Annotated in this window: 22 protein-coding genes, 1 tRNA gene and 1 riboswitch; of the genes, 6 read left to right on the top strand and 17 right to left on the bottom strand. The window is 43.5% G+C overall.

Annotation, left to right across the window (positions count from 1 at the left end; genetic code table 11):
- Positions 1–8 precede the first annotated feature (8 nt).
- Positions 9–1107, bottom strand: a protein-coding gene (gene prfB, locus CW735_RS05595) for a peptide chain release factor 2 (protein ID WP_100971238.1) whose coding sequence is annotated in 2 segments (ribosomal slippage) — positions 9–1031 and positions 1033–1107 — 1098 coding nt in all. Because the reading frame shifts where the segments join, the coding sequence is not laid out codon by codon here.
- Between the two features lie 262 nt (positions 1108–1369).
- Between prfB and CW735_RS05590 the strand changes: the two genes are divergently transcribed.
- Positions 1370–2512: a flavin reductase family protein gene (locus CW735_RS05590; RefSeq protein ID WP_232230618.1), complete on the top strand. Its 1143-nt coding sequence runs from the start codon at positions 1370–1372 to the stop codon at positions 2510–2512.
- Between the two features lie 92 nt (positions 2513–2604).
- Complete coding sequence (locus CW735_RS05585; RefSeq protein ID WP_071981243.1) at positions 2605–3657, top strand: fatty acid desaturase family protein; 1053 nt, start codon at positions 2605–2607, stop codon at positions 3655–3657.
- Positions 3658–3699: 42 nt separating this feature from the next.
- Here the strand turns inward: CW735_RS05585 and CW735_RS05580 are convergent, their stop codons facing one another.
- The 4 genes from CW735_RS05580 to CW735_RS05565 form a co-directional block, all read right to left on the bottom strand.
- Positions 3700–4128, bottom strand: a complete 429-nt coding sequence (locus tag CW735_RS05580; RefSeq protein WP_071979576.1) for a DUF2177 family protein — start codon at positions 4126–4128, stop codon at positions 3700–3702.
- Between the two features lie 58 nt (positions 4129–4186).
- Positions 4187–4636: a hypothetical protein gene (locus CW735_RS05575; protein WP_232368368.1), complete on the bottom strand. Its 450-nt coding sequence runs from the start codon at positions 4634–4636 to the stop codon at positions 4187–4189.
- Positions 4614–7508 carry a ligand-binding sensor domain-containing protein gene (locus CW735_RS05570; RefSeq protein WP_083595247.1) on the bottom strand — a complete coding sequence of 965 codons (2895 nt, stop codon included), beginning with the start codon at positions 7506–7508 and terminating at the stop codon, positions 4614–4616. Before CW735_RS05570 ends, CW735_RS05575 begins: the two co-directional genes overlap by 23 nt.
- A gap of 101 nt (positions 7509–7609) precedes the next feature.
- Positions 7610–8875, bottom strand: a complete 1266-nt coding sequence (locus CW735_RS05565; protein WP_442857496.1) for an endonuclease/exonuclease/phosphatase family protein — start codon at positions 8873–8875, stop codon at positions 7610–7612.
- A gap of 234 nt (positions 8876–9109) precedes the next feature.
- On the opposite strand from CW735_RS05565, the gene CW735_RS05560 reads away from it, so the two are divergent.
- On the top strand, positions 9110–10156 hold the full coding sequence (locus tag CW735_RS05560) for a PLP-dependent cysteine synthase family protein (protein ID WP_071979577.1): 1047 nt from the start codon (positions 9110–9112) through the stop codon (positions 10154–10156).
- 42 nt (positions 10157–10198) lie between these two features.
- Positions 10199–11359 carry a DUF2891 domain-containing protein gene (locus CW735_RS05555; protein WP_083595248.1) on the top strand — a complete coding sequence of 387 codons (1161 nt, stop codon included), beginning with the start codon at positions 10199–10201 and terminating at the stop codon, positions 11357–11359.
- Between the two features lie 438 nt (positions 11360–11797).
- Here CW735_RS05555 and CW735_RS05550 read toward each other — a convergent pair whose 3' ends face one another.
- Positions 11798–12019 carry a hypothetical protein gene (locus CW735_RS05550; RefSeq protein WP_071979578.1) on the bottom strand — a complete coding sequence of 74 codons (222 nt, stop codon included), beginning with the start codon at positions 12017–12019 and terminating at the stop codon, positions 11798–11800.
- Positions 12020–12338: 319 nt separating this feature from the next.
- On the opposite strand from CW735_RS05550, the gene CW735_RS05545 reads away from it, so the two are divergent.
- Positions 12339–13295, top strand: a complete 957-nt coding sequence (locus CW735_RS05545) for an IS1595 family transposase (protein WP_157812624.1) — start codon at positions 12339–12341, stop codon at positions 13293–13295.
- Positions 13296–13341: 46 nt separating this feature from the next.
- Here the strand turns inward: CW735_RS05545 and CW735_RS05540 are convergent, their stop codons facing one another.
- The 3 genes from CW735_RS05540 to prfC form a co-directional block, all read right to left on the bottom strand.
- Positions 13342–13917, bottom strand: coding sequence for an NADPH-dependent FMN reductase (locus CW735_RS05540; protein ID WP_071979595.1), 576 nt, complete (start codon positions 13915–13917; stop codon positions 13342–13344).
- Between the two features lie 238 nt (positions 13918–14155).
- Entirely contained in the window at positions 14156–15886 is a 1731-nt protein-coding gene (gene argS, locus CW735_RS05535) for an arginine--tRNA ligase (protein WP_100971236.1), read from the bottom strand.
- A gap of 9 nt (positions 15887–15895) precedes the next feature.
- The gene (gene prfC / locus CW735_RS05530; protein WP_100971234.1) at positions 15896–17485 is read right to left on the bottom strand and encodes a peptide chain release factor 3; all 1590 of its coding nucleotides are present in this window, start codon (positions 17483–17485) and stop codon (positions 15896–15898) included.
- Between the two features lie 275 nt (positions 17486–17760).
- On the opposite strand from prfC, the gene CW735_RS05525 reads away from it, so the two are divergent.
- Complete coding sequence (locus tag CW735_RS05525) at positions 17761–17940, top strand: hypothetical protein (protein WP_156844047.1); 180 nt, start codon at positions 17761–17763, stop codon at positions 17938–17940.
- 53 nt (positions 17941–17993) lie between these two features.
- Here CW735_RS05525 and CW735_RS05520 read toward each other — a convergent pair whose 3' ends face one another.
- The 8 genes from CW735_RS05520 to CW735_RS05485 form a co-directional block, all read right to left on the bottom strand.
- Positions 17994–18920, bottom strand: a complete 927-nt coding sequence (locus tag CW735_RS05520) for a DMT family transporter (protein WP_100973177.1) — start codon at positions 18918–18920, stop codon at positions 17994–17996.
- Between the two features lie 206 nt (positions 18921–19126).
- The gene (gene rimI / locus CW735_RS05515) at positions 19127–19618 is read right to left on the bottom strand and encodes a ribosomal protein S18-alanine N-acetyltransferase (protein WP_071979597.1); all 492 of its coding nucleotides are present in this window, start codon (positions 19616–19618) and stop codon (positions 19127–19129) included.
- Between the two features lie 6 nt (positions 19619–19624).
- On the bottom strand, positions 19625–20179 hold the full coding sequence (locus CW735_RS05510) for a hypothetical protein (RefSeq protein WP_071979598.1): 555 nt from the start codon (positions 20177–20179) through the stop codon (positions 19625–19627).
- Between the two features lie 268 nt (positions 20180–20447).
- Positions 20448–20524: transfer RNA gene (locus CW735_RS05505), tRNA-Trp, on the bottom strand.
- A gap of 114 nt (positions 20525–20638) precedes the next feature.
- Complete coding sequence (locus CW735_RS05500) at positions 20639–21484, bottom strand: phosphotransferase (RefSeq protein ID WP_232368367.1); 846 nt, start codon at positions 21482–21484, stop codon at positions 20639–20641.
- Entirely contained in the window at positions 21441–22088 is a 648-nt protein-coding gene (gene pnuC, locus CW735_RS05495) for a nicotinamide riboside transporter PnuC (RefSeq protein WP_071979599.1), read from the bottom strand. The genes CW735_RS05500 and pnuC overlap by 44 nt, the downstream gene beginning before the upstream one ends.
- Positions 22088–22351 carry a YkoF family thiamine/hydroxymethylpyrimidine-binding protein gene (locus CW735_RS05490; protein ID WP_071979600.1) on the bottom strand — a complete coding sequence of 88 codons (264 nt, stop codon included), beginning with the start codon at positions 22349–22351 and terminating at the stop codon, positions 22088–22090. Before CW735_RS05490 ends, pnuC begins: the two co-directional genes overlap by 1 nt.
- A gap of 12 nt (positions 22352–22363) precedes the next feature.
- Positions 22364–24475, bottom strand: a complete 2112-nt coding sequence (locus CW735_RS05485; protein ID WP_071979601.1) for a TonB-dependent receptor — start codon at positions 24473–24475, stop codon at positions 22364–22366.
- 56 nt (positions 24476–24531) lie between these two features.
- Positions 24532–24636, bottom strand: a riboswitch (TPP riboswitch).
- Between the last annotated feature and the right edge of the window lie 91 nt (positions 24637–24727).

Here is a 24727-nt window from a genome sequence, read left to right as displayed (position 1 = left end):
TGTTCGGTCTACAGCCCTGATTTCAGGCTAGCTTCAATGAATTTATCCAGACCGCCGTCTAGCACGGCCTGAGTGTTGCGTGTTTCAACGCCGGTACGCAAATCTTTTATGCGAGAATCGTCTAAAACGTAAGAGCGTATTTGACTCCCCCACCCAATGTCAGACTTACTGTCTTCCATTGCCTGTTTTTCAACATTTTGTTTCTGCAGTTCAAACTCATACAGTTTAGCTTTCAACTGCTTCATAGCCTGATCTTTGTTTTTGTGCTGCGAGCGGTCGTTCTGACATTGCACCACAATACCCGTTGGCTCGTGGGTAATACGCACCGCTGAATCTGTTCTATTAACGTGCTGTCCACCTGCGCCAGAAGCACGGTAAGTATCAATACGCAAATCCGAAGGATTGATATCGATATCGATATCATCATCGACTTCAGGATAAACAAAGGCTGAAGAAAACGATGTGTGTCTTCTGTTGCCCGAATCGAATGGCGATTTACGTACAAGGCGATGAACGCCTGTTTCTGTGCGCAGCCAGCCAAAGGCATACTCGCCTTGTATCCGTAATGTCGCACTTTTTATACCTGCTACTTCGCCGTCTGACACTTCGATGAGCTCGGTTTTGAAACCATGAGCTTCACCCCAACGAAGATACATACGTAGCAGCATATTGGCCCAATCTTGTGCTTCCGTACCGCCAGATCCTGATTGAATGTCAATGTAACAATCATTCTCATCGTTAGGACCAGAAAACATGCGCCGAAACTCTAATTTTTCTAGCGCTTCTAGCAAACTATTGAGTTCGCTCTGCGCCTCTTCAAAAGTTTCCTCGTCTTCGGCTTCAACGGCCAGTTCAACAAGACCTTCCACATCGTCGGTGCCCTGATCTAAATTGTGAATAGTTTCCACAATTTGCTCTAGTGCTACCTTCTCTTTCCCCAGCGCTTGAGCCTTATCTGGCTCATTCCACACGTCTGGGTTTTCAAGTTCTCTACTTACTTCTTCTAAACGCTCCGACTTTGCATCAAAGTCAAAGATACCCCCTAAGCGCGTCGGTGCGCTCGCGGATGTCTTTTATCGCATTAGTAACCGGGTTAACTTCAAACATAGTCCGCTTATCAATTAAAAATTAAGACCGCGGATATTACCGAATTTAGCGCAATTTTGATAGAGCCCCTCTTAAATAAGCGGCAAATAAGACAGAAATTACACTGCATATTTACATCTGTTCACACCGATTAATTTTGACTATTTAATAAACACCCTATTGCTTTTTATTTATTTAAGCTTACACTTGTGCGCCGAATGAGCGTACAAGTGTACGCAAAACTAAAATACAAAGACTATAAATAAAGAGCGCAAAAGCAATAGTGAAAACATTAATAAACAAAGCCACATCAATTTTCTTCCACCATTCAACGTGGGCGGGATATTGGGAAACCGTGGTTCAAGCTATCAAGCCATCGTGGCGAGATGGCTATTATCGAGCTCGGGTAAAATCGGTATCGCCTCTTGATGAGACAACATTGCAGCTTACCCTTGCTCCACAAAAAAAATGGCCAAGTCATTGTGCAGGACAACATATTTCAATAACGCTTGAAATAAACGGGAAACTGGTAAGCCGCGTGTTTACCATTGCAAGTGGTCAAAGCAGCAGAAATACGTCTGGCGATATCCGACTTGTTATTCGCACGAAAAAAGACGGCGCCTTAACACCTTATTTAGGCTCTCTGTCATGTAATGACTGGGTCAATATTTCTGCGCCTATGGGTAACTTCCTTTTCCCGAATGAAAGTAGGCCCAGCGACAATCGATCTGCACTCGCCAACACTCACAATGCTGCGCATTCACAAGAACCCCAAAAACGCGCCTCATCTATTTTGATGATAGCTGGCGGTTCTGGCATTACGCCCTTCATAGCTATGCTCGACGATATGGCGTTAATGACCCACACCAAACCTACTGTGCATTTGTTGTATTTCGCCAAGGAAAATGAACACCTACTTACAGACGAGCTGGAAGTTTATCAGCGTAAAAATGGAAACTTTAGCTACCAGCTTCTTAGTCGACAGCAAGATGGAGATGTAGAAAATCATTTAGCTGAACACGCTCATTCTCACTGGATGGTATGTGGCCCTCAGTCACTTTACGAGGACGTTGCCCGCATGCAGTTAATCACCAAGACGCCATTGGATAGCGAACATTTCGCCGCTTTTCCCACAGTCTCTCTAAATGACGTTTCGCAGAAGAGTGACGAAGCTACCTCTTTCTCACTCACCCACAACGGTAATACGCTATCAGTAAACAATCAGCAAACCTTGCTTGAGCAATTGTTAGAAGCGAATCAGCCCGTGACCTATGGCTGCGGAATGGGAATTTGTCATCAATGTCAATGTGTGAAAAAGCGCGGGGTAGTTCGCGATACTCGTACTGGGGCACTGTCTGATAGTGCAGAACAATTAATTCAGCTTTGTGTGTCACAAGCAGTCACAGATTTGGAGCTTCAAGCATGATAACAACAAGTAATAAAATTGCCATTAACGATACGTTCATTTCACAAGAAAAGGCATCTGCAAGTACCAGCGACGTTGCTCCGACTAAACACATCTCAACACCCAATTATGAAAAATTAGCAGAACAACTGGACGGGGTTAAAATTGAGATAAAAAGCAAACTTGGTGAGGAAGATGCAGTCTATATTCGACGCGTTATTTTAGCCCAGCGAGCGTGTGAATGGACGGGTAGAATCTTCCTCTTTTTAGGGTTTCTTCAGCCTCTTCTATGGGTTTTTGGTGTGCTGAGTTTAGCGACTGCTAAAATTTTGGACAATATGGAAATTGGCCACAATGTTATGCACGGTCAATACGACTGGATGAACGATAAGCATATCAACTCAAAAGCATACGAATGGGATATTGCCTGTGATGGCTCAAGTTGGAATAGAGTTCATAATTACGAACACCACACCTACACAAATATCATAGGCAAAGACAGAGACTTTGGTTACGGCTTACTGCGTTTATCGAATGACTTTCGCTGGCGGATAAAAAACCTGTGGCAGTTTGTTACCTACATTCTGTTAAGTGTGCTGTTTCAATGGGGCGTGTCGTACCATGAAATGGCAGCAGAGCGGGTATTTTTTGGTAAAAAGAAAGATAATCGTAAAAACCAAATATCACATTCAGAACTAAAGCGTCGCTTTTTTAGTAAAGGAGCCCGCCAATTAGTTAAAGATTATGTATTATTTCCTGCATTGGCTGGCCCATTCTTTTTGTATGTTTTCACCGGTAACTTAGCGGCTAATTTACTGAGGAACTTATGGACGTCTACCATTATCTTCTGCGGGCATTTCACCGGTGATGTGCAAACTTTTAATGCCGAAGACTGTGTTGATGAAACCCAAGGACAATGGTATTACCGACAAGCACTGGGGTCTTCAAACATAAAAGGCGGCACACTCTTTCATGTGCTGACCGGCCACTTGAGCTTTCAGATAGAGCATCATCTGTTTCCAGATATTCCCGCACGCCGCTACAAAGAAATGGCCCCCCGGGTGCAAGCCATTTTCAAAGAACACGGCATGCACTACAACACGGGCGGATTTTTCAGTCAGTATGCAAGCGTGCTTAAACGTATCTTGCGCTACTCGTTTCCGTAGCCCAGCTTATTTTCTCAGCGCTGGCTAATTTCGTAGCGCTGCTTAGTTTCGTAGCGCTGCTTTGAACCCTAACCAGCCTGCCATTGCGCTAGCGCTGGTTAGGAATGTGCCCCACGCCCAATCTATAAGCATAATAAACAAAGTAAACCCGTCGATAATGCTATATGCGGTAAGATTATAAGCACCGTAACTCGCAAGACCCAGTAAGGCACCATCAATTCCCGCATATAACAGCGACTTGTCACGGTTTGCTACTACTGCTAGCACAAACACAACAAAGCCATACATTACATAAAATACCAACCACGGCCACGTTATAAACTGTGATCGCAACAGTGGCGCCATTTCAGTTTGATACCAGCTGTCAGCGATAATACCTAACCAGAGAAAATCGAGAACGCCAAAGCATATAAAGATAGCTAACAGCGATACGACAATGTTTTTTGCGTAGTGTAAAATATTACTTAGCATTAGTGATGTTTCTTCTTAATTGAGAAAGGCCTGCGCGAAATTATTATTGCGGTGCTATTCAATCCGTGCATAAGGGAGGCTCAACAATACCTTTTGACACATAAGAGTGACAGCCGAACAAATCAGTTGACTGTAAACAAACGCCTTCCGCGCGAGCTCCATAATGTGATTCTTTATTTTTAGCCACGCAAGCAACCTCGCATTGAGTACTATCTGTACACGCTTTCCCCGCATCGTTTGCAGGAAGAACACAAGACTCATGCTGTTGCATTCCCAGCTTTTTCCACTCACCACCTTCCTCTTCGCATACCTTTTTATGTGGAATAGCGTACGCTCTTTGAACCAGAGGTAAGGTTGTATCGACAACATGCTCTATTTTTTCTATGTCTTTTACCAATAACGCAGGCGGTGGTTTCGATCCACAAGCGGATAGCATTGCAAGTAGCAAGCATGGAAGGGCAGCAATTTGGCAGGTCTCGCGAAAATTACGAATGCTTGAAGACGGCAACTTGGTCTCGTCCTTGTTGTTTTGCTTTATAGAGAGCTTGGTCTGCATGACTAAGAAGCCGATCATAATCGTTGGCAGAGGAGATGCCTGCGACTCCTATACTCACAGTAATCGAAAGGTTATCAGCAATACGATCAAAATCGTGTTCTCTGATATATTTTCGAATACTATCTAGTTCCTCAAATCCATTTTCTGTGGATTTTTGAGGTAACAGTACAGTAAACTCTTCACCGCCCCACCTAGCACATAACGCGTTATTGGGGATCAAGTCTGAAATCAAAGACGCTACTTCCTTAATTACACAATCGCCTATGATGTGAGAATAGCAGTCATTTACCTGTTTAAAGAAATCGATATCGATAATTGCCAAACAGAGGGGTTGATTGTTTGTTTTTGCTGAGCTGAACAAACTCAGCGCGCGCTTATCAAAAGCCCTCCGGTTTGCAACACCTGTCAATTCGTCATGAGTTGCCTGGTACTCGAATTGTTTTGTCTGCAATTCTAGCGACTCAGTTTGTTCAGATACTCGCCTTCTTAATATTGCTTCAGTTCTTTTTAAATGATGAAAACGCAGTCTAAATGCTGACCATATTAAACCAAGTGCAGCCAGTATTATTATGATTTTAAACGTATAAGTTTGAGTAAACCTTGGTTCTATGCGCAAAATAACAGGAGAATCTACCTCCTGCCAATCACCATTAGGATAGCGGGCACGAACTTTAAAAGTGTAGTCTTTTGGCGCTAAATTTGTGTACTCAGCTATCCTTAGTTGTCCACGTTCCGACCAGCTGTCATTATAGCCCTCCAATATCGTCTTATATTCTATCTTATCAGGCATAGCGTATCCTAAACCTGCATATTTAAAAGTTATACGCTCTGTATTAGGCGAGACAGTTATCAACGTTCTCTCTTTTAGGGAAGAGGTAACGTGTCCATCTAGCTGAACTTCTTCAATAATTACTGGAATGGAAAAGCGATTAATGCGTGATAGCCTTTTTGACTTTATATTTGCAAGTCCGTTTGCTGACGCGAGCCACACATTGTCGCTTTTACTTACAATAGCAGAGGGTTGTGAACCTCCATTTATTTGTCTACTTCTAAGGCCATCTTCCTCTTTGAAATGCTCTAACTGCAGCTTATTTTCTGGTCGATTAATGGTCTTTAAGAGTGCCTCGCGAGAGGTTAGAAACACACCCTGATTTGATGTTATCCAAGCGTTTCCCCCCTTTTCAAATACGATGGCAAAAACTTTATCTACTGGCAAACCTTGCGACCTGCCAACGAATGTTACCTCTTCAGTAGAAAAATTGAAAAATGCCACTCCCCGGTCTGTTGCCATCCACATTCCATCCACATCGGAGTAAAAACTGAATGCATATTGCGCATCGGATTTCTCTGGAAAAGTAAGATTGTACACGACACCATTGTCGATATAAGCCACTCCCATTCCGGTAGCTACCCATACTCGACCAAATCTATCCTCGGATAGACCCATCGTAAAGTGAGCGGGTAAACCATTCTTTTCATCATAACGGTAAAGAGTTCCGTCAAGTGACTGACGTACCAACCCATGCGCAGTACCAAACCAGTGAGTGCCGTCTTTAGCCTTTAAAATAGCGCGTATTTCGTTACTCGGTAGGCCATCTGAACGATCTAAATACGGAACTAACTCTCCCTCTTTGTAAAGCAGAATACCGTCCGTGTAGGTGCCAACGAGTACAGATTCACTGTCGCGATTGGCTAGACTCAGTATGGAGATTGGGCGATCTAGAGGTGACGTAACTGGTTGGAATTTTTCATTTGTTAAAATATCGAGCCCGCTACTGCTACCGACGAAAAGTTTGTCATTCTCAGTTTCTAACACCGCACGAATATAATTACCACTTAACCCCTGGTCTTGTGTGAAGGTGGTAAAAGGAGCCCGACGTAGACTGAAAAGGCCTCCGTTTGTTCCAACCCAGATGGTACCTTCTCTATCCTCAAGTAACGAAAAAATGCGGTTATTTGGCAGGCCGGCCTCTGTAGTCAGCTTTTCAAGTCCCAGTTGGCTTAATCGATAAACGCCATGATTAATGGTTCCGACCCATATATTGTTTTGAGAATCGCGCAAAATGCTACTGATAGATTCATTAGCCAAGCCGTTGTGTAGAACCGAAAATTTATTATCGCTGTGCCGCCATACGCCTCGCTCTGTGCCAACCAAGACGTTGCCATTTTGGTCAAGTGCTAGAGTAAAGGTAGGCCCCGTAAGCTCTTCGTGCTTTGGCGAGGCCAACTCGACGTTCCCTTCGTTATAGACGTAGAGGCCAACATTTGTAGCAAGCCATATTCGCTTATCCCTATCTTCAATAATGCGATATGCACTAGTGTGAGTTAAGTATCTAGCTTTACTACCATCGATAAGTCTCACCTCAAAACCAGCATCCTCTAGAGCCAGCCATACTGTGTTGTCACTACTTTTAAAGGCATGGTTGATCATGGAGCTTGCTGATTTTTGTGCATACCAGCGACGGTCCTCTAATACAGAAAGCCCTCCTCGGCTTCCGGCAACCAGCATCTCTTTAGTTTTAGGGTGGGTGAAAAGACTACGAATACCAGAGTCGGGCAGACCGGTTGGTTTCCCACGTGTGAATATGTCAAATTTTGCTCCGTTGTATCTCGCCAATCCTTCCCATGTTCCAGCCCAAATGTAGCCGTCTGAACTTTGAGCTAGCGCATTGATACTATTATGGGGTAATCCATTTTGAGTGTTCCACGTTTGCGGGAAATATCGAGAAAGAGGAACAACATCGGAGGCCCTCGCCACGCTATTGATCAGTGAGGAGGAAAGAATCGTGATAAGCAAAAACAGTGAGAAAGATAAAAACTTCAATGGATTCTCGTTTAACAACGCCAATGTGATCTAGACATGTCTAAAATAACCTATCGATGAAACACTGACCAGCGTAATCTCATCAATTATTATTGCTTGGCCTATCGCAACAGCATGGATACCCACACAATACGGTGATCTGAACTCGCATTTCTGTTCTCTATTAGTCGATAAAGCTCACTGCTTTTTGTGGGCCAGAACACGCCACCACTCTCAACATCAAGCCCTTTGGACGGCAATACATAGTCTACCCTAGCCCCCCAACTTGCTGTAAAGCGGTCGCTGTATTCACTATCGAACGATTCAGCACCTCCCTGGCTTTTAGGCACAAACTCACTAGATACAAGCGGGTGATTAAGTAATTGTTCAATGACACCTACTCGATATTTATCTCCCACGTCAGCTGCATTAAAATCGCCCACTAGCACAAAATTAGCATCTGCTTCTAAGCTTACTTTTTCATTATTATCATCATAAATATATGCTCCCTCATTTGGAGAGAGATAATCTGCCATTAATCGAATTTCATCATGATTGCGTTTGCCATTTCGGTCTTCTGCACCGTCGAATGCTGGAGGTGTTGGATGCATTGCCAAAATGTGAATAGTTTTGCCCTTAACCAACACAGGAACATCCCAATGAGATTTAGAGCTCAAGCGCAACGCGGCCCATTCTTTCTCGTTGTACCACGGTTTAGCTTTGGACGTACCTTCTGAACCATCTGGTATCAGGGTTTCTTGCGGGTGCGGCATATGCTGCCATTTAAAACGCTGGAAAGTGTGTATATTCTCTACGTCGATCGGATACTTTGACAAAATTGCCATGCCATAATGCCCTGGATACATTCCAAAGCCTTGCGCGTCGGCGCCGATCTTTTCGGCCTTGCCGTTGTTATCAAGGTCAAAAGGCGTGGCTATGCCTGTATTTACCGGCGCTATGTAGCTATATGGATAATCTACCGCAGGTTGTCCACTTTGGGAGATATTTAGATAATTATCGATGAAGGCATCAACGCCCTTGGCTTTATCTTCGATATAGTCGAACTCGTTCAACAGCAATATATCTGGATTCACTCGTTGAATTATTTCAGCAATATTTTTAACTTGGGGGTGCTCGCCTGAGCTCAAAATATGCTCTAGAACCTCTGTTCCAGACATAGGCTTTTGCGGTAATGTGGTCAGTTCAGTGACTGTCTTTTTTTCATGGGCTGTCTTTTGTTCATTAGAAAGCCATGCTGCGTAGTTACCAGACTCCATACTGACATTGAAAGTGGCTACTTTTAATGTGTGCTGTGATAAACACAGCGGCGACACTAATGCTAGTTGTGTAAATAACAGCAGTGTTGCATATGCCTGAATCCGTCTCACCAATCACTCCTTTACAGAAAATGCGAAATACAATCTTCAGCTCAAATAACAATACCACGCTTTTTTTATCGCTCCTAAATAATAGCCAAAACACCAAAAGCATAAGATTGCATTAAAATAATAAAAAATAGATTTATAACGCAAAGATAAAACCAAAAGTAGATAAATACGCACTAAAACACTCATAAACCAGTGCTAATATCTCTTCCATCGTTAAATCATAAAGATATCGTTATGTCGAATTGGGTTACTCAAGCGGTAAAAAAAATAAATGCAGATTATCAGCGTTCGGCCGACACGCACCTTATCAAGCTAGAAGCTCTCAAGCTTGATGGTATAGACATTTACCTTAAAGATGAAAGTACACACCCCACAGGCAGTTTAAAACATCGCCTCGCCCGCTCACTATTTTTATATGCATTGTGTAACGGCAAAATTAATCAACACACCACTGTTGTTGAGGCGTCGTCAGGCAGTACAGCAGTATCTGAAGCCTACTTTGCTCGAATGATCGGCGTTCCATTCATTGCAGTAATGCCCCGCTCTACTGCACAGAAAAAAATTGCGCTTATTGAACAATTTGGCGGCAGGTGCCACTTTGTCGATTGCCCAACCCAAATGCATGATGAGGCTATTCGAGTTGCTAAATTACACAATGGTTACTTTATGGACCAGTTCATGTTTGCTGAACGAGCCACAGATTGGCGGGGTAATAACAATATCGCTGAAAGCATTTTTCACCAAATGCAGGCAGAGCCCTACCCTGTTCCTCACAGTATTGTAATGAGTGCCGGAACCGGCGGCACTTCCGCAACGATTGGTAGATACATTCGCTTTAAAGGTAAAACCTCGAAGTTAATAGTTGTAGACCCTGAGTACTCTGTGTTTTTTGATAGCTACAAACAGGGCAACGGTAAACTTACTGCAAATAGAGGCAGCAGAATTGAAGGAATTGGAAGACCCAAAGTGGAAGCTTCATTTCAGGGCGATGTAATCGACGATATGATTCAAGTGCCTGATGCAGCCAGCGTTGCCACAATGCACTGGTTAAACGATACGCTGGGTATTAATGCAGGGCCATCAACGGGAACAAATTTATGGGGTGCACTGAAAGTTGCCCAGTCAATGTTAGAAAACGGTGAGCAGGGCTCTATTGTGACGCTTATGTGTGATAGCGGAGAACGCTATCTAGATACCTATTACAATGGCAAGTGGATTGACAGAGAAATAGGTTGTACTGGTGAATATGAAGAGATATTAAACGCCCTAGAAGTGGGTTAATCTCTTACACGTTATTTCCACATTTACTTGCAAGGAAACATTATGCGAAAGGTCGATAACGCCATTCTATTCACTTTTACCGCCATCTCATTTTTTATCAGTGTCAGTGGTAGTAGTGTTAGTGCCAGTGCCTACACAAATAGCGCTGTTAGTGCAGCTAATGCTCAGAGTAAAGGTGTTAACAAAAAGGACAGCGGCTACGAGAAGGTATTTTCAAACCTCGCACTGCAATGTATCCATCAAGAATATCCTAATATTATTAAGCACACGATGAGCAGCGATGCCGATGCAAAGACGCCAAAAGCACTTTATCCTGCATTTTACGGCTGTCTCGACTGGCATTCTTCCGTGCATGGTCACTGGCTATTGGTTCGCATGTTGAATACAGGCGGCGATAACATTGCAACCGACTCAATTATTGCCAGCTTGCACAAAAGCTTTAGCCAGCAAAATATCGAAGGTGAAATAGCGACGATACAACGGCCTAATAACAAGGCGTTCGAACGTCCTTACGGTCTTGCATGGTTTTTACAATTAACCGCTGAGTTGCGTCAGTCGCCGTTACCTGAAGCAACCACATGGCTTTCGCGACTTAAGCCTTTAGAAAACATTATTGTTGAGCGTATAGAAAGCTGGCTACCTAAGCTCGCTTACCCCATACGCACAGGAGAACACAGCCAAACTGCTTTTGCCTTTGGCTTAATGCTAGATTGGAGTCGTATTGCAAAAAGTGAATCCTTTGAAGCCCTACTCACATCAAGAATAAAAGATTATTATGAGAGTGATACCCGCTGTCCAATAAGCTACGAACCATCAGGGCAAGACTTTCTGTCGCCTTGTTTAGCACAGGCAGACCTAATGCGTCGCGTGATGTCTAAAGAAGAATACGGCGAATGGCTTACTGACTTTTTCCCAACGCTAACTAGCACAAGCAATAACTGGTTGCAGCCTGCTGCGGTAACCGATAAATCTGATGGTAAGTTGGCACATTTAGACGGTTTAAATATAAGTAGAGCGTGGATGATTGAGGGCATCATAAACGCTTTAGATGCTAACGATCCGCGCATTGGCGCACTGCAAAATGTAATGCAAGCACATCGCGATGCCGGATTAAACGCCGTGCTAGAGGATATGCACTATATGGGAAGCCATTGGCTTGGCAGTTTTGCCAGTTATCTAGAAACATCGAGAGGTATTGAGTAAACACCTGCCCTGACGCTGCTGTAGGAAAATACACCTGATAGCCAAAGTAAACACTCATTTGCTGATTGAATCTAAACAACTCATGAGTGTTTGCAACAAGATAGACATTGCCAGCCAATGGGCTAGCCTCACTAGTTGATACTGCTAATTGGCCTTGCTAATTGAATTCGCTAAAGCGCGGTAAGGTTAGTAATGGATAGACTAAATACTGTTCTTTTGAATTTTAAATCTAACATTTTCAGAGGCATTGGCAGCCATTTCAATTTTAATGAGTACCAAGAGCGCAAATAGAAACCAAAGGTTCTGATCGAACCAGCCCCAGCATGAGGAAAGAGCGACAAAGGTGCTGTTAAACAAAAACGTTTTCATAGTGTTCCTTTAAACTCAAATTTTTAAAAAAAGCTGGGATACACTACTGCATCCCGCAAATTTTTGGTTTTACTGGGAGCACACATAAGCACCAAAACCAGCACCAGCCATTGCACCAGCAACTCCAAAAATACCTAAACTGGCTCCTACAACACTTGCAATTATGCAATTAAACCGAGAGTTGTCGCGTATCCCGCCAGTCCGGCTTTCTCTCATTCGTTGAATTTCCAGTCGACTCGCGCTATTTCCACCACACACAGCATCTATCTCTGAACTTATCAATTCCTTCATTATTTATTCCTTTGTAAATAGTTTCCATTTTCAAAAAAGCACAATAATTAAACTTTCAGCTACAGTATGCCTAAGTTTCTCCCGCTTTCTACTGTACCTAAGCCAATAAAATAAATGGAATAACAAAAGCAAAAACCTGACTCACCTGCGCTCAGGGGCTGGAGATTTGCGTCTAGGGTGGTTCAAGGAAAAAAGCTGAGATAAGCACAGAAAAACGAAAAAGCGCAGCTCTAAATCTGCGCCTATGTCTTAAAATAAAGGCTATGTTCTGCTAAATTGTTGCTATACTGTATATGAATACAGTTATTGAGGGTTGATCATGATCCCAGCACAATTTACAAAGCTTATAGCCGAGTTAGAACACTTAACAGATAGTCAAACCCGTTATGTTGAGAAGCTGCTGAAAGGCACTGATAGCGTCTCACAGTTGATAACAGAGCTTGAGGAGCGGATGGTTGAAAACCCTGAATGTCCGCACTGCCATAGCTCACTGATCAATCGGCACGGCAAGGTAAACAAGATGCAGCGTTATCGCTGCAAGAACTGCGGCAAAACCTTTGTAGCGACAACGGCGACACCGCTAGCTCGACTGAGGTACAAAGAGCTTTGGTTAGAATATATTCGCTGTATGCTGGACAGTAAGCCATTGCGTAAATGTGCCGAAGAATGTGGCCTCCACCTTGAAACATCGTTCAGGTGGCGGCACCGATTCTTGGCGCTACCATCAGCACTGAAAGCGAGCAAATTAGAAGGCATTATCGAGGCAGACGAAACACTTTTTCCCTACTCAGAGAAAGGCTCAAAACGGATGACTCGTCAGCCCCGTAAAAGAGGGGTGAAAGCGAAAAAACGAGGGCGTTCAAAGGATGATTGGGTGCCAGTTTTAACGGTCAGAGACCGAGCTAAGAGTACGTATGAAGCCGTTGTGCCAAGTGTTACATCGGAAGCTTTGCATCAGGAGCTAGCAGGAAAATTAGAGAAAGACAGTGTGTTGTGTAGTGATGGCTATAAGCCCTACATAGCTCTTTCTGAGAAAAATGATTTAATACACAAGCGCTTAGATGTGGCAGGAGGAATTAAGGTGATAGATAAAGTCTTTCACATTCAAAATGTTAACGCCTATCACAGCCGTCTGAAAGCGTGGATAAAACGGTTTAACGGAGTAGCCACAAAATACTTGGAACACTACCTGGGTTGGTTCAGGTTTATGGATAATCCAGAAAACCTTAACGAAAACAGGCTCTTTTCGATTCAACAACAGTTAATCCGAACATAGCCAAAATAAATCTAAAACTAGAAATGCGATTGGCTAGGGCATTGAACTATTTGTCAGCAAGCTTGCGCGCAAGTTCAGCCGTTTCTTTGCCTAGGTTTTTAAGCTGCTTAATTGTTTTTTCGTCGCTAACATTGCCAGAATCATCAAGCAATGTATTGACCTTCGCAATGGCTTTTTGATTTGGATTAACTACCATACCGATATTTTCTAGCAGCATTCTAAGCACTACCAGCACTCTCAATCCGCCTAAACCACCAGCAGATGCAGCCATAATACCGGCAACTTTTCCTTTAAATGCTTGAAGCGGCTTTTCACCTTCACTCATTCTAGAAGCCCAGTCGATAGCATTCTTAAGCAAAGCAGGATAGCTAGAGTTATATTCAGGCGAAGCAATAAGAAAACCATCATGCTCCATTAATAATGCTTTAAACGCTAATGCGTTCTCTGGAATACCAAACTCGGCTTCTTCGTCTTCATTAAATATTGGCATTTCATAATCAGCCAAGCTGATAAGCGTGACCTCAGCGCCCGCCTCTTTTGCTCCTTGTGCCGCTACTTTTACAATCGCGTTATTAAATGATCCGTCTCGAGTGCTGCCTGCGAATGCGAGTATTTTCGTCATTGGTCTTCCTATTGTTGTTCTGTCGTTTTTTTAACTGGTATCAATATCAGCTCTCACCAATAAAGACGCTTTTCAAAATTAGCTTTACTAAGACGCACCGTTCTTTGCTGTAAATTTTTGCAGCAAAGTTCAACACAACCTAGCATAGCGATGTCTTTAAAAAGAAAAGGCTGACACTACTGCCAGCCTAATATCTTTGATTCACATTACTTTTGTACTGCGTAATGTATGGTGTAGATTACATTTTTTCCAGTGTTTCAATACCGAGAAGAGTCAAACCTTTTTCTAGTGTATTGGCAACTAAAGCTGACAATGCTAATCGGCTATCACGAACAGAGGGCTCTATACCGTCTTTAAGCATTGGGCACGCCTCATAGAACGTCATAAAGGCCGAGGCCACATCGTACAAGTATGTGCAAAGAATATGCGGCGTTGCCTCGCGAGAAACCATGCTAATAACTTCTTCAAATTGCAAAAGAAGAACCGCTAGCGCGTGCTCTTGCTTTTCAACCAATGAAATATCAACCGGCATCGATGCCATATCTACATTCGCTTTTCTAAACAAACTCTTCACGCGAGTATAAGCATACTGCAGATAAGGCGCTGTATTCCCCTCGAAACTCAACATAGAGTCCCAGTTAAACATATAATCAGTGGTGCGGTTTTTAGATAAATCGGCATACTTAACCGCACCGATGCCGACCTTATAAGCAACTTCATTCAATTCGGCTTCGCTTAAGTCATTGTCACGTTCAGCAATGAGTTTACCCGCGCGTTCAATAGCTTCGTCGAGCAACTCTACCAACTTAACGGTTCCACCCGTACGCGTTTTGAAGGGCTTGCCATCGCTACCTAACATCATGCCAAACGGGCAGTGCTCATAGGTTTGGGTTTCAAGCATAAAGCCCGCTTTACGACCTACAATTTCTGTTTGTTTAAAGTGCAGAGCTTGACGAGCATCAGTAAGAATCAGCGTGCGGTCGGCATTAAGCGTGCCGCTGCGATAGCGCATCGCTGCAAGGTCGGTAGTAGCATAAAGGTATCCACCGCCAGATTTCTGAACGATATAAACCGCAGGGTTACCCTCTTTATCGGCAAGTTCAGGAATAAAAACTACTTGTGCGCCCTGGTCTTCAACGGCAATACCTTTGGCTTTAAGATCGGCGATAACATTGGCCAAGTCATCATTGTACGCAGACTCGCCCATAATATCGTCGCGGGTTAGACTGACATTGAGTTTTTTATACACTTCTTCCGAATGGGTAATCGATACATCGATAAATTTCTCCCAAAGTGCCAAACACTGCTCGTCTCCGCCTTGAAGCTTCACAACGTATTCTCTAGCGCGGTCAGCAAAGCCGTCTTCTTCATCAAAACGAACCTTTGCTTCACGATAAAAGTCTTCTAAGTCTGACAGTGCCGTTTCTGCAACTTCCTCTTGAAGCTTGTCTGAAAGGTGGGCCAATAACATACCAAACTGCGTGCCCCAGTCACCCATGTGATTTTGGCGAATGACCTTATGACCTAAAAACTCGAGCACCTTCACTACCGCGTCACCGATAATAGTGGTTCGCAAATGCCCCACGTGCATTTCTTTAGCTAAGTTTGGTGAAGAATAATCTACAACAATATTCTGTTTAGACGCCTCTGCAACGCCTAGGCGTTTATCAGCCAATGCGCTCTCACATTGGCCAGCAAGCCACTCGTCACTCAAATGAATATTAATAAAACCTGGGCCGGCCACTTCCAGCTTGTTAGAAACGTCATTAAGTTCAACAATTTCAACAATTTTCTCTGCAATGTCCCTAGGCTTTTGACGAAGTTGCTTAGCCAGCGCCATGGCACCGTTAAATTGATATTCACCAAACTCAGGACGAGCACTGCGCGAAACAGGAACGGGGGCATCTTCCACACCCATCTTTTGAAGTGCTTCACTGAATCTGTTAACTAATAGAGCATGTATATTCATAGTGTATTCTTAATTTTCGCGCGTGTTCGTAAACTGGATATCGGGATAGCGCTCTTGCGCTAATTGTAAGTTCACCATGGTAGGTGCTATGTAGGTAAGGTTATCGCCACCATCTAGGGCAAGGTTTTGTTCGCCTTTGCGTCGGAATTCGTCTAACTTCTTCTCGTTATCGGAATAAACCCAACGTGCTGTACTCACATTGATATGTTCGTACAAGGCTTCAACATTGTATTCAGCCTTCAGACGAGCAACCACCACATCAAACTGAAGCACCCCAACGGCACCAACAATAAGGTCGTTGTTGGCTAGCGGGCGAAACACCTGAACGGCACCTTCTTCTGAAAGTTGTATAAGGCCTTTCAACAATTGTTTTTGCTTAAGTGGGTCTTTCAAGCGAATACGCTTAAACAATTCCGGAGCAAAGTTGGGGATGCCGCTAAAACGGTAATTATCGCCCGATGTAAAAGTGTCACCAATGCGTATAGTACCGTGATTATGCAGACCAATAATATCGCCAGCATAGGCTTCTTCTAGCAGCGAGCGGTCGCCGGCTAAAAACGTTAACGCATCAGATATGCGAACATCTTTGCCAAGGCGACTGTTGCGCATCTTCATGCCTTTTTCGTATTTGCCTGAGACAATTCTACAAAACGCAATGCGGTCGCGATGTTTTGGATCCATATTGGCCTGAATTTTAAACACGAAACCACTAAATTTTTCGTCTTTACTGTCGACGGTCCCAGATTCGGTTTCTCTACCCAATGGTTCTGGTGCCCACTCAACAAGTCCATCAAGCATGTGGTCTACACCAAAGTTACCCAATGCAGTTCCGAAAAAGACAGGTGTTAGCTGTCCTTCTAAAAATAGCTCTTTATCGAAGTCATTAGACGCCCCGCGTACTAATTCAAGCTCATCGCGCAAGGTATCAGCCAGCTCACTACCTACCGCTTCATCAAGTTCACTATTATTTAAACCTTTGATGGTGCGAACTTCTTGAATAGTGTGACCCTGACCGCTCTGGTATAAAACCGTTTCGTCGCGATACAAGTGATAAACACCTTTGAATCTCTTACCGCTGCCAATAGGCCAGGTGATAGGTGCGCAAAGAATATCTAGTTCTGTCTCAACTTCGTCGAGTAACTCCAGAGGGTCGCGAATGTCACGGTCTAGCTTGTTCATAAAGGTGATGATGGGTGTGTCGCGAAGACGGGTGACTTCCATTAGTTTACGCGTTCTATCCTCTACCCCTTTTGCAGCATCAATTACCATCAGGCAGGAGTCCACAGCCGTGAGCGTGCGATAGGTATCTTCCGAGAAGTCTTCGTGACCAGGAGTATCGAGTAAGTTCACTAAATGATCGTTGTAAGGAAATTGCATAACCGAGGTTGTTACGGAAATACCACGCTCCTTTTCCATCTCCATCCAGTCTGATTTTGCGTGCTGCCCAGACTTTTTTCCTTTTACGGTGCCGGCGGTTTGCAAGGCGCGGCCGAATAACAATACTTTTTCGGTAATCGTTGTTTTACCCGCATCTGGGTGCGAGATGATAGCGAAAGTTCTTCGCTTACTGATTTCATTGAGAAAATCTTGGTTTGCCATGTATGCATTCTTTTGGTTTGACACAGATTTGAAAAGCACATCAAAAGCCGATAATTCACGCTTTGCGCAATAAATCTGTCTAATTACTCATTAATGCGCGCTATTTTCTCTTATCTTGTCTCGTTAAACAATGAATGGATGCTTTTACCTTCTGTTTTGCACGTTGAACGAGTAATTAGTACCTTTTTTTGAAGATAAGGCCGTTGGTTTTAACACCAACTTTTTTACATAAGGTCGAATGAATATTGTGTCTTGAGGGTCAGGGCTTAGCACTAATGTCTAATTTTATGGTGCACAAAGACATCGCTGCCGATACGTTAACTTCCGTTTTTGAAGACGAAATCATTACGCCAAATCGAAGAGAAGCGGTTCAAGCTGTTTATTATAAAAACAGCACTGTCTCCTCAAGAATTTCTGCGTTTCTAAATTTTATTCAACCGAGGCTTAGCTTGTAGTACTGAGGATTAAATTAGAATAGCAGATGACACTGCTATCAAACGAAATAAAATTAGGAACGATTATGTCGAGCAATTTTCTTTAGAATTTTAGCAGGGAGGCCATTTACTACCAGTGCCGCTATCATTAAAACGGCACCAGCTACAACCAAAGGCAGCAAAACTTCATCTAGTATTAGCACTGAACTGACGTAGCCAACTATTGGCGTTAAGGTAGAAATTAGCACAATTTTTTCAGGTGCTAGCTTTGGTCCGGCTGCGACCATTAAACCAAATCCGAGTCCAGTAGCAACAGGCCCTATATAGGTTAGTAACAGCCAATTTAACGCATTATATTGCGCAAAGTCGGGAAAGGGCTCGAAAGCAATAGCGAAGCACAGCATAGCAGTACCAGCAATTACAAACTGCCAGAATACTGCTTCAATAACACTTCCGTGCCAGCGGTGAAAAGACACTCTTCGGATGGCGATGGCCCAGAGCGCCGAGGCAACTAACATCCCTAGTAGCGGTATTCTTGCTCCGGGCTCACCTGAGGCGAACAATATCATTGCACAACCAACAGTAGAGACAGCAGTAAGTATCAATCGCTTTGACGTTGCCTGCTGACGATACCAAAGCGTATCGATAAGCAGCATCCATAGCGGGGTGGTGTAAATTAATATACTTGCCGTTCCTGCCGGAATGAATTGAAGACACAACGTAATTAGCCCCATCGACAATATAAACTGAAAAAGCGCGACAACAGCAATAACAGCACGATCTTTGCGGTGTAAAATTGGAACCCGCTTCTTCGTTAACATAACGAAAAGTGCCAAAACGGGTATGCTGAGCAAAAATCGAAGACTTACCATCCAAAGCGGCGTAACTATCTCTAAACCCACCTTCATTGCCGGCCAATTAAATCCCAGACAAAGCACAGCAACTAATAGCATTTTAATGCCTTTCGACTGTGCGTCATTTGATATGTAACGGGTAGACATAGATTTGTAATCCAAAGAAACAAAGTTACGCATTATTTAATAATATACGCTTGATAAACGAGTGGCGCTTAGTAAATGAGCACAGCTAGATCAAACCAACTAAGGTACTCGCAGCGCACTACATTGAAGTGCCGCGACTATAGATTAAAAAGAAGTTGAATAAAATGGGGGAATGACAATACGCAACCAAAAAACTGACTATACGGTCAATTTTTAATTACACCTCTTGGTAAACCTTTATCTCCCACTGCACTCCACTTCATGACGAGAGCATCCTCTTTACCATCTCTTGTAGGATAATAGTTCTTGCGTGTGTCGATATAATGAAAACCGAGCTTTTCGTATAACGATATAGCGACTTGATTACTCTCTCGTACGTCAAGCCACATCTCTTCCATACCATTATGATGAGAACGCTGTAAAACAAAGCTTAAAAGTGCTTTTCCAACGCCTTTACCTCTTACACTTTCATCAACAGCAATATCCATTAGCGTAGCTTCACTGAGCACCTCAAGCACAATAGCGAAACCAACCACCTTGTTTGCCTCAAAGGCAAGAACACCGTAATAAGGCGGGGTAAAGCAATCTTCAAAGGTCGCATAAGACCAGGGTTCTATCTGTACAGATTGATGGATGTGATGAGCTTGAACTAAATTATCACTCTCAGTTTGCGTACTCACTAAATGCAACGTTGACATGTAGCCTTACCTTTTTACTTGGCTTACTTTAACGAGCTCATGCCAAAGCGTGCGTTTTTGTGCTCCAGAGAGTCGTTCAGGCGGTACTGGCAAAACAATCACATCCTCGTGAATATTTAGCGATTTACCAAGCAAAATTGTCATTTGATTGGAAGCAAGTCCCAACTGTACACATGCTAAAGTAATATCGGACAACCACTCTGCACTGATGGCTTTTTGTTGCGCACTAAGCGGTATTCCCAAAGGTTGAGACTGAGCAGTTGAGATCTCTTGCGGCGTAACTGTAGACTTAGCCTTGGGTTTAGATTTAGGTACACCTCCAACATTTGCACGCAATTGCTCCAAACGAGACTGCTTTGCTTCCTGAGATATGGGCTGAGAGACGGCGAATTGATCATTGCCTCCAATTTTTTGAGAGGCAATCGCGTCTCTGCTCGAGCCGCTCTCGTTTTCGTTCCTATTAGTTTCACTTTTCAAAGACGATATATACGCTTCTTTGGACATCCAAACAGGGATCCCCATCTCTTGTAAAATTGCGTGTTGGTATAACGATAAATGCATAACATTCTCCAGAGAAAGAGAGAGCAATAAAGAGAATCAGAAAAGAGAGTCGTAAAAAACCGACCGCTTTATACAAACGTCAAACTGAAAAAATACGCAAGTAAAGAAAAGAATTAACTCTAAAAGCAACTCACGTAGTATCCATTAGTTTACTTTACTCAATAAGAATATTGAACGACTAATCGGTTCCATCAAAACTATAATGAAATAATCGAGGCAAAATACATTGAATATGAAACGAATAGCAATTGGAAAGAAAGAGGAAGAGTGGCAGGGGTGGAGGGACTCGAACCCCCAACCATCGGTTTTGGAGACCGCTGTTCTACCAATTCGAACTACACCCCTAGCGCGAAGTGAATTATACGTATGACTTTGAAAAGGTAAAGCCTTTTTATTGACTCTCCTGCACTCATGCTTAAATTACGCTCAAAACGTTTAATTTTCCATCTAGGCGACGTTTCAAACCGTTTTATCACTTGATGTTTTCACCAGTGCAGCGCTCCAAAGAGCATTGGTTACGCTTACTATTTTTTCAAAAAGTGAATATTGCTTAAGCGCTGCTTTATGACTTATCCCCACAATATCAGCGTAAGCAGATATCAATTCTAGGCTTTCATTGTGCGTATATGAATTTATCAAACAGCATGACGCAATGTCGAAATAACGGTTACCCACTGCACCGTATTCCCAATCTACAACCATAGGAGGCGAACTGGAATATTCCAATACGTGGGCTTCAAGTAAGTCGTTATGGCAAAGCACCACATCCTGTTTATCGTTCTCACTGCGTATGACTGCATCTTCGAGGTCACATGCTTTGCAAAATAAATCACTGCGCTTATCGAGGTTTGCAATGGTGATATAGTGGTGCCATCTTTCATGCAAATGCAACTTAGGGCCATCAACAACTGGCAAAGCGTGCAATTGCGCAAGCACCTTGGCCATTTTTGCTGGGGTAAGAGACGCGTCACTCTGAGTGCCCTTTTCTTTATCTGCCTCTCCGGTTTTGACTTGACCTTCCGATTGATGTACCCATTGTTCAGCCCAGATAGTTGCATCTTCGCTTAACCAAAAAGGCACAGGAGCAGCACCTAAGTCAGACAAAGATTTCTGAAGTTGAAACTGTTGTTGCCTGTTAACCCCGCTAAAGTCGTCGTCACCCAGCCATTTAACTGCTGCGTGAAGGTTAACATCACACAATTGGTAAACATGATTTACGGCGCCTGAAGGACACTTGTGCAGTGTCGCTTCAGGGCTCAAATTAAGCGCTTCGTGTAACTGACTGAGAATGTATTCTATTTTCACTCTGAGCTTTCCATTGCGTAAACCACTGATAGTAACCAAATATTGAGAAGCCAACATAGCCCAAGAAAAGGCAAGCTGAAAGCGCGTAGCCAACCTGTAAATAGAGATAGGCCGAAGCGAGATTGATAAAGAACCAATAGACCCAATTTTGAAGAATTTTATGCGCAACCATAAATGTCGTTATCACACTCAGTAAATTTATACTGGCATCAAGTAGTAAGTACTCACTGTTAAATTGAGAGCTTGCTACCGAAGATAGACCATACGCAAGTAGCAACATCACAGGCACTATTAGGCTATGGATCCAAAGCGCCCAAGAATGAACCTTCTTGACGCCTCCGTCTGCCGTGCTTCCCTTCGACCATTGATAATATCCGTAACCCGCCATTACCATATAAAACAGATTTAGCGCTGCTTGAAAAGGCAAGGTAACTTGCCAAAACAACCAAGTATAAATAGCGGTGCTGACAAATGCGCAAAGCCAACACCAACTATTTTGCTTTGCCGCGAGTGCGACATGAGCCAATGCCAATACGACTGCTATCCACTCTAATGGCGAGGTCGCGGTTATTTGAGTATAAAAGCTTGAAAGAAAGTCCTGCACTATGAGGACTTTCTTGCTTGCATTGCATCAAAATTAAGAAATTTAGCAACGAAAATGGCCTGCCCTACTTCTTCGTGTATGCGCTGCATTTCTTCGCCTAAAATCGTCATTACCTCTGTGTAATCGCCAGTAACCTGCGTGCTTGTTGAGCATGTTGTTACATTGAGCGCCTCGTAGCTATTTAGTCTGTCAATAAATTGCTGAATAGGCGGAATGTATTCATTCACCAGTGGATACAGTGACAATTCAACCATAACTTGCATAAACCTACCCCTTTAAAATTCGTATTTAGCAGTAACACCAAACTGTCGACCATTTCCCAACTGATAGTAAGGCTCTTCAAAGGCATATTCATCCCTGGGATCGTTACTAAAACCACCAAAGCCCCGCGTGTAGTATTCTCTGTCAAACGCATTTTGCACCCAAACCGAGGTTTGCCAATTGCCGTTAACAAAAACAATCTCTGAGTTTACTAACGTCGTGGAAGGCGCAGTCACATCATGCCCATCAGAAAAGCGGTATTCATCTTTATAATCTATATCCACTCGCCATGTAATAGCATCTGTAAGCGCATATTCACTGTATAAGTTGCCTGTCCATTTAGGAGCTTGTGCCTGACGTTGCTCATCAACCACAGTACCGTCTGCTAGTGTATAACCTTCAAACGTGGCCGATAGGTAACCGGCACTCGCGCTAATTTGCCACACATCAGAAGCAAGCCACGATAGCTCAAGTTCAGCCCCTTTATTTGTGCCTAAATCAGCGTTATCGATTATATCTACAAATCCAGCAGTACCATCTTCGCGAGTTATAACATCAAAGTCGCTCACTTGTGTGTCGGTTCTGTCCATATAAAAAATAGCAGCACGGGCTGTTAAGTTAGAAACAAGAAGCGGACCTTTAACACCGACTTCATAGTTCCAATTGTATTCTTCGTCGAAGAAACGTTGGTCTTCATTAACTCTGTTGTCTGGATTGAACCCCGGGCCTTTAAAGCCTCTTGAGATACTTCCATAATAAAAATGATCTCCACGGGTGTATTGAAGAGCGATTTTGCCCCCCACCATATTGGTATCATTACTTCGAGTTAAACCACGATTATCAGCAAATTCAAAATCGTAATTTTCTGCACGAACGCCTGCAATTAAGGTTAAATCATCTTGTAAACGAGTTTCTGTGCGCAAATAAAGTGCTGTAGTGGTAGGCGCAAACTCGCTAGCATAATCGCCGCTTAGATAGGTATATTGGCGCAACAGCTTCTCTTCGGTGCCTTTGTAAAAGGCCCCCACGGTCCAGTTTGTTTTGCCATTAAATAGCGCAGCATCATCTGAAGATACAAAGCGCACTTCCCCAGTTTGAGTATCTACATCGCGAAAGTAGGCGTCGAAAGAGGTGTATCCAAACGGATGGAAGCCCGTGAATGTCCAGTCTTCATCATAACCATAGGCTATGTTGTGAGAAGCATGAGTGGCTATCACAATAAGGTCACCAGCGCGTGTTGCTGTTGTTGAGCGAGCGCTAACAGCATGGGTTTGGTGTTCATCAAAACCTGGCTCGTCAGAAAGCGTTCTATTGTCATTGTCTAAAGAAAACGCATCATAGCCGTTGTCGATGTCATACCAGCGATATGCAAGTGCCAGAGTGGTGTTTTTATCTACATTACCCTCAACTGCCACACGCATTGCGGTTTCATCTATGTTATTGGTGTCGTCTCTATTTAAGAAGGTATTTTCAACAAAGCCATCACTTCTGTTATGCACTAAGGCAACTCGATATCCCCAATTCGCATTGATGTCGTCGCCGGTAGCCGCTTCAACACGATAGCTATCTTTGTTACCAACTCGGGCTTCTACATAATCTGGTGCGCTGCTGCCCACATCGTTGCTCGATAATTTTACCGCACCCGCTAAAGCTCCTGTTCCATAAAGCGTCGCCTGCGGTCCTCGATATACTTCTAACTGCTTAGTATCGAAAATAATGCCCGCTGCGGCTAAACCTGAAAAATCGAATTCATCGGTGATAAAGCTTACTGATGGATTAATCGGCTCTGCGAACTGACTTCTTTCACCAATACCGCGAATTTGAATAAACCTTCCGCGAGACGCACCCGCAGCAAAGTTTACATTGGGAATGCTGTTTAACACGCTATCGATATGTGAAGGCTGTCTACTGCGCAAGCGCTCTTGGCCCAAAATAGTCGCGCTGGTGCTAAGCTGGTCTAGTGTGGTTTGACGAAAGTCGCCCGTGACGACTATCTTTTCTATTTCTTGTGCTGCTACAGCGTCATTTTGAACATTTTCGGTAACGCTCGCTTGTGCAAATGCAGAGCTTGCTTGCCCAAGAATAGAGGATGCAACTAAGGATAGAGTGAAAAATTGTTTGTACATAGGATCTCTTGTTCTCTTAATAAGAAAAAAGACCCGGGATTAACGGCAGGTGTTCAGGCTATATTGTAAACCATTCCTACGCCGGTATTATCCGGATCAGGTTTAAGGGTTCCCACTGTTGTGGATCTCAGACCGTAAAACGGACACCCCTTGGTATAATTCGTTTAAAAATCAATGAAAAATAACGAACGCGACGGAGTGTACCACCTCCCTCTGTTCGGTCAAGCACAGCAAGCGTTAAGCTAAGTTCAT

This window comes from Alteromonas sp. MB-3u-76, assembly GCF_002831605.1.
Classification (GTDB): Bacteria; Pseudomonadota; Gammaproteobacteria; order Enterobacterales; family Alteromonadaceae; genus Alteromonas; species Alteromonas hispanica.
Note: the sequence above shows the minus strand (reverse complement) of the source record. Positions and strands in the feature narration are given on the sequence as shown.

Bases quoted from the DNA above. Each gene is read 5' to 3' on its own strand.
- CW735_RS05580 (WP_071979576.1), bottom strand. From the start codon at position 4,128: ATGCTAAGTAATATTTTACACTACGCAAAAAACATTGTCGTATCGCTG.
- CW735_RS05560 (WP_071979577.1), top strand. From the start codon at position 9,110: ATGTCGAATTGGGTTACTCAAGCGGTAAAAAAAATAAATGCAGATTAT.
- CW735_RS05555 (WP_083595248.1), top strand. From the start codon at position 10,199: ATGCGAAAGGTCGATAACGCCATTCTATTCACTTTTACCGCCATCTCA.
- CW735_RS05550 (WP_071979578.1), bottom strand. From the start codon at position 12,019: ATGAAGGAATTGATAAGTTCAGAGATAGATGCTGTGTGTGGTGGAAAT.
- CW735_RS05545 (WP_157812624.1), top strand. From the start codon at position 12,339: ATGATCCCAGCACAATTTACAAAGCTTATAGCCGAGTTAGAACACTTA.
- CW735_RS05540 (WP_071979595.1), bottom strand. From the start codon at position 13,917: ATGACGAAAATACTCGCATTCGCAGGCAGCACTCGAGACGGATCATTT.
- argS (WP_100971236.1), bottom strand. From the start codon at position 15,886: ATGAATATACATGCTCTATTAGTTAACAGATTCAGTGAAGCACTTCAA.
- prfC (WP_100971234.1), bottom strand. From the start codon at position 17,485: ATGGCAAACCAAGATTTTCTCAATGAAATCAGTAAGCGAAGAACTTTC.
- CW735_RS05525 (WP_156844047.1), top strand. From the start codon at position 17,761: ATGTCTAATTTTATGGTGCACAAAGACATCGCTGCCGATACGTTAACT.
- CW735_RS05520 (WP_100973177.1), bottom strand. From the start codon at position 18,920: ATGTCTACCCGTTACATATCAAATGACGCACAGTCGAAAGGCATTAAA.
- rimI (WP_071979597.1), bottom strand. From the start codon at position 19,618: ATGTCAACGTTGCATTTAGTGAGTACGCAAACTGAGAGTGATAATTTA.
- CW735_RS05510 (WP_071979598.1), bottom strand. From the start codon at position 20,179: ATGCATTTATCGTTATACCAACACGCAATTTTACAAGAGATGGGGATC.
- CW735_RS05490 (WP_071979600.1), bottom strand. From the start codon at position 22,351: ATGCAAGTTATGGTTGAATTGTCACTGTATCCACTGGTGAATGAATAC.
- CW735_RS05485 (WP_071979601.1), bottom strand. From the start codon at position 24,475: ATGTACAAACAATTTTTCACTCTATCCTTAGTTGCATCCTCTATTCTT.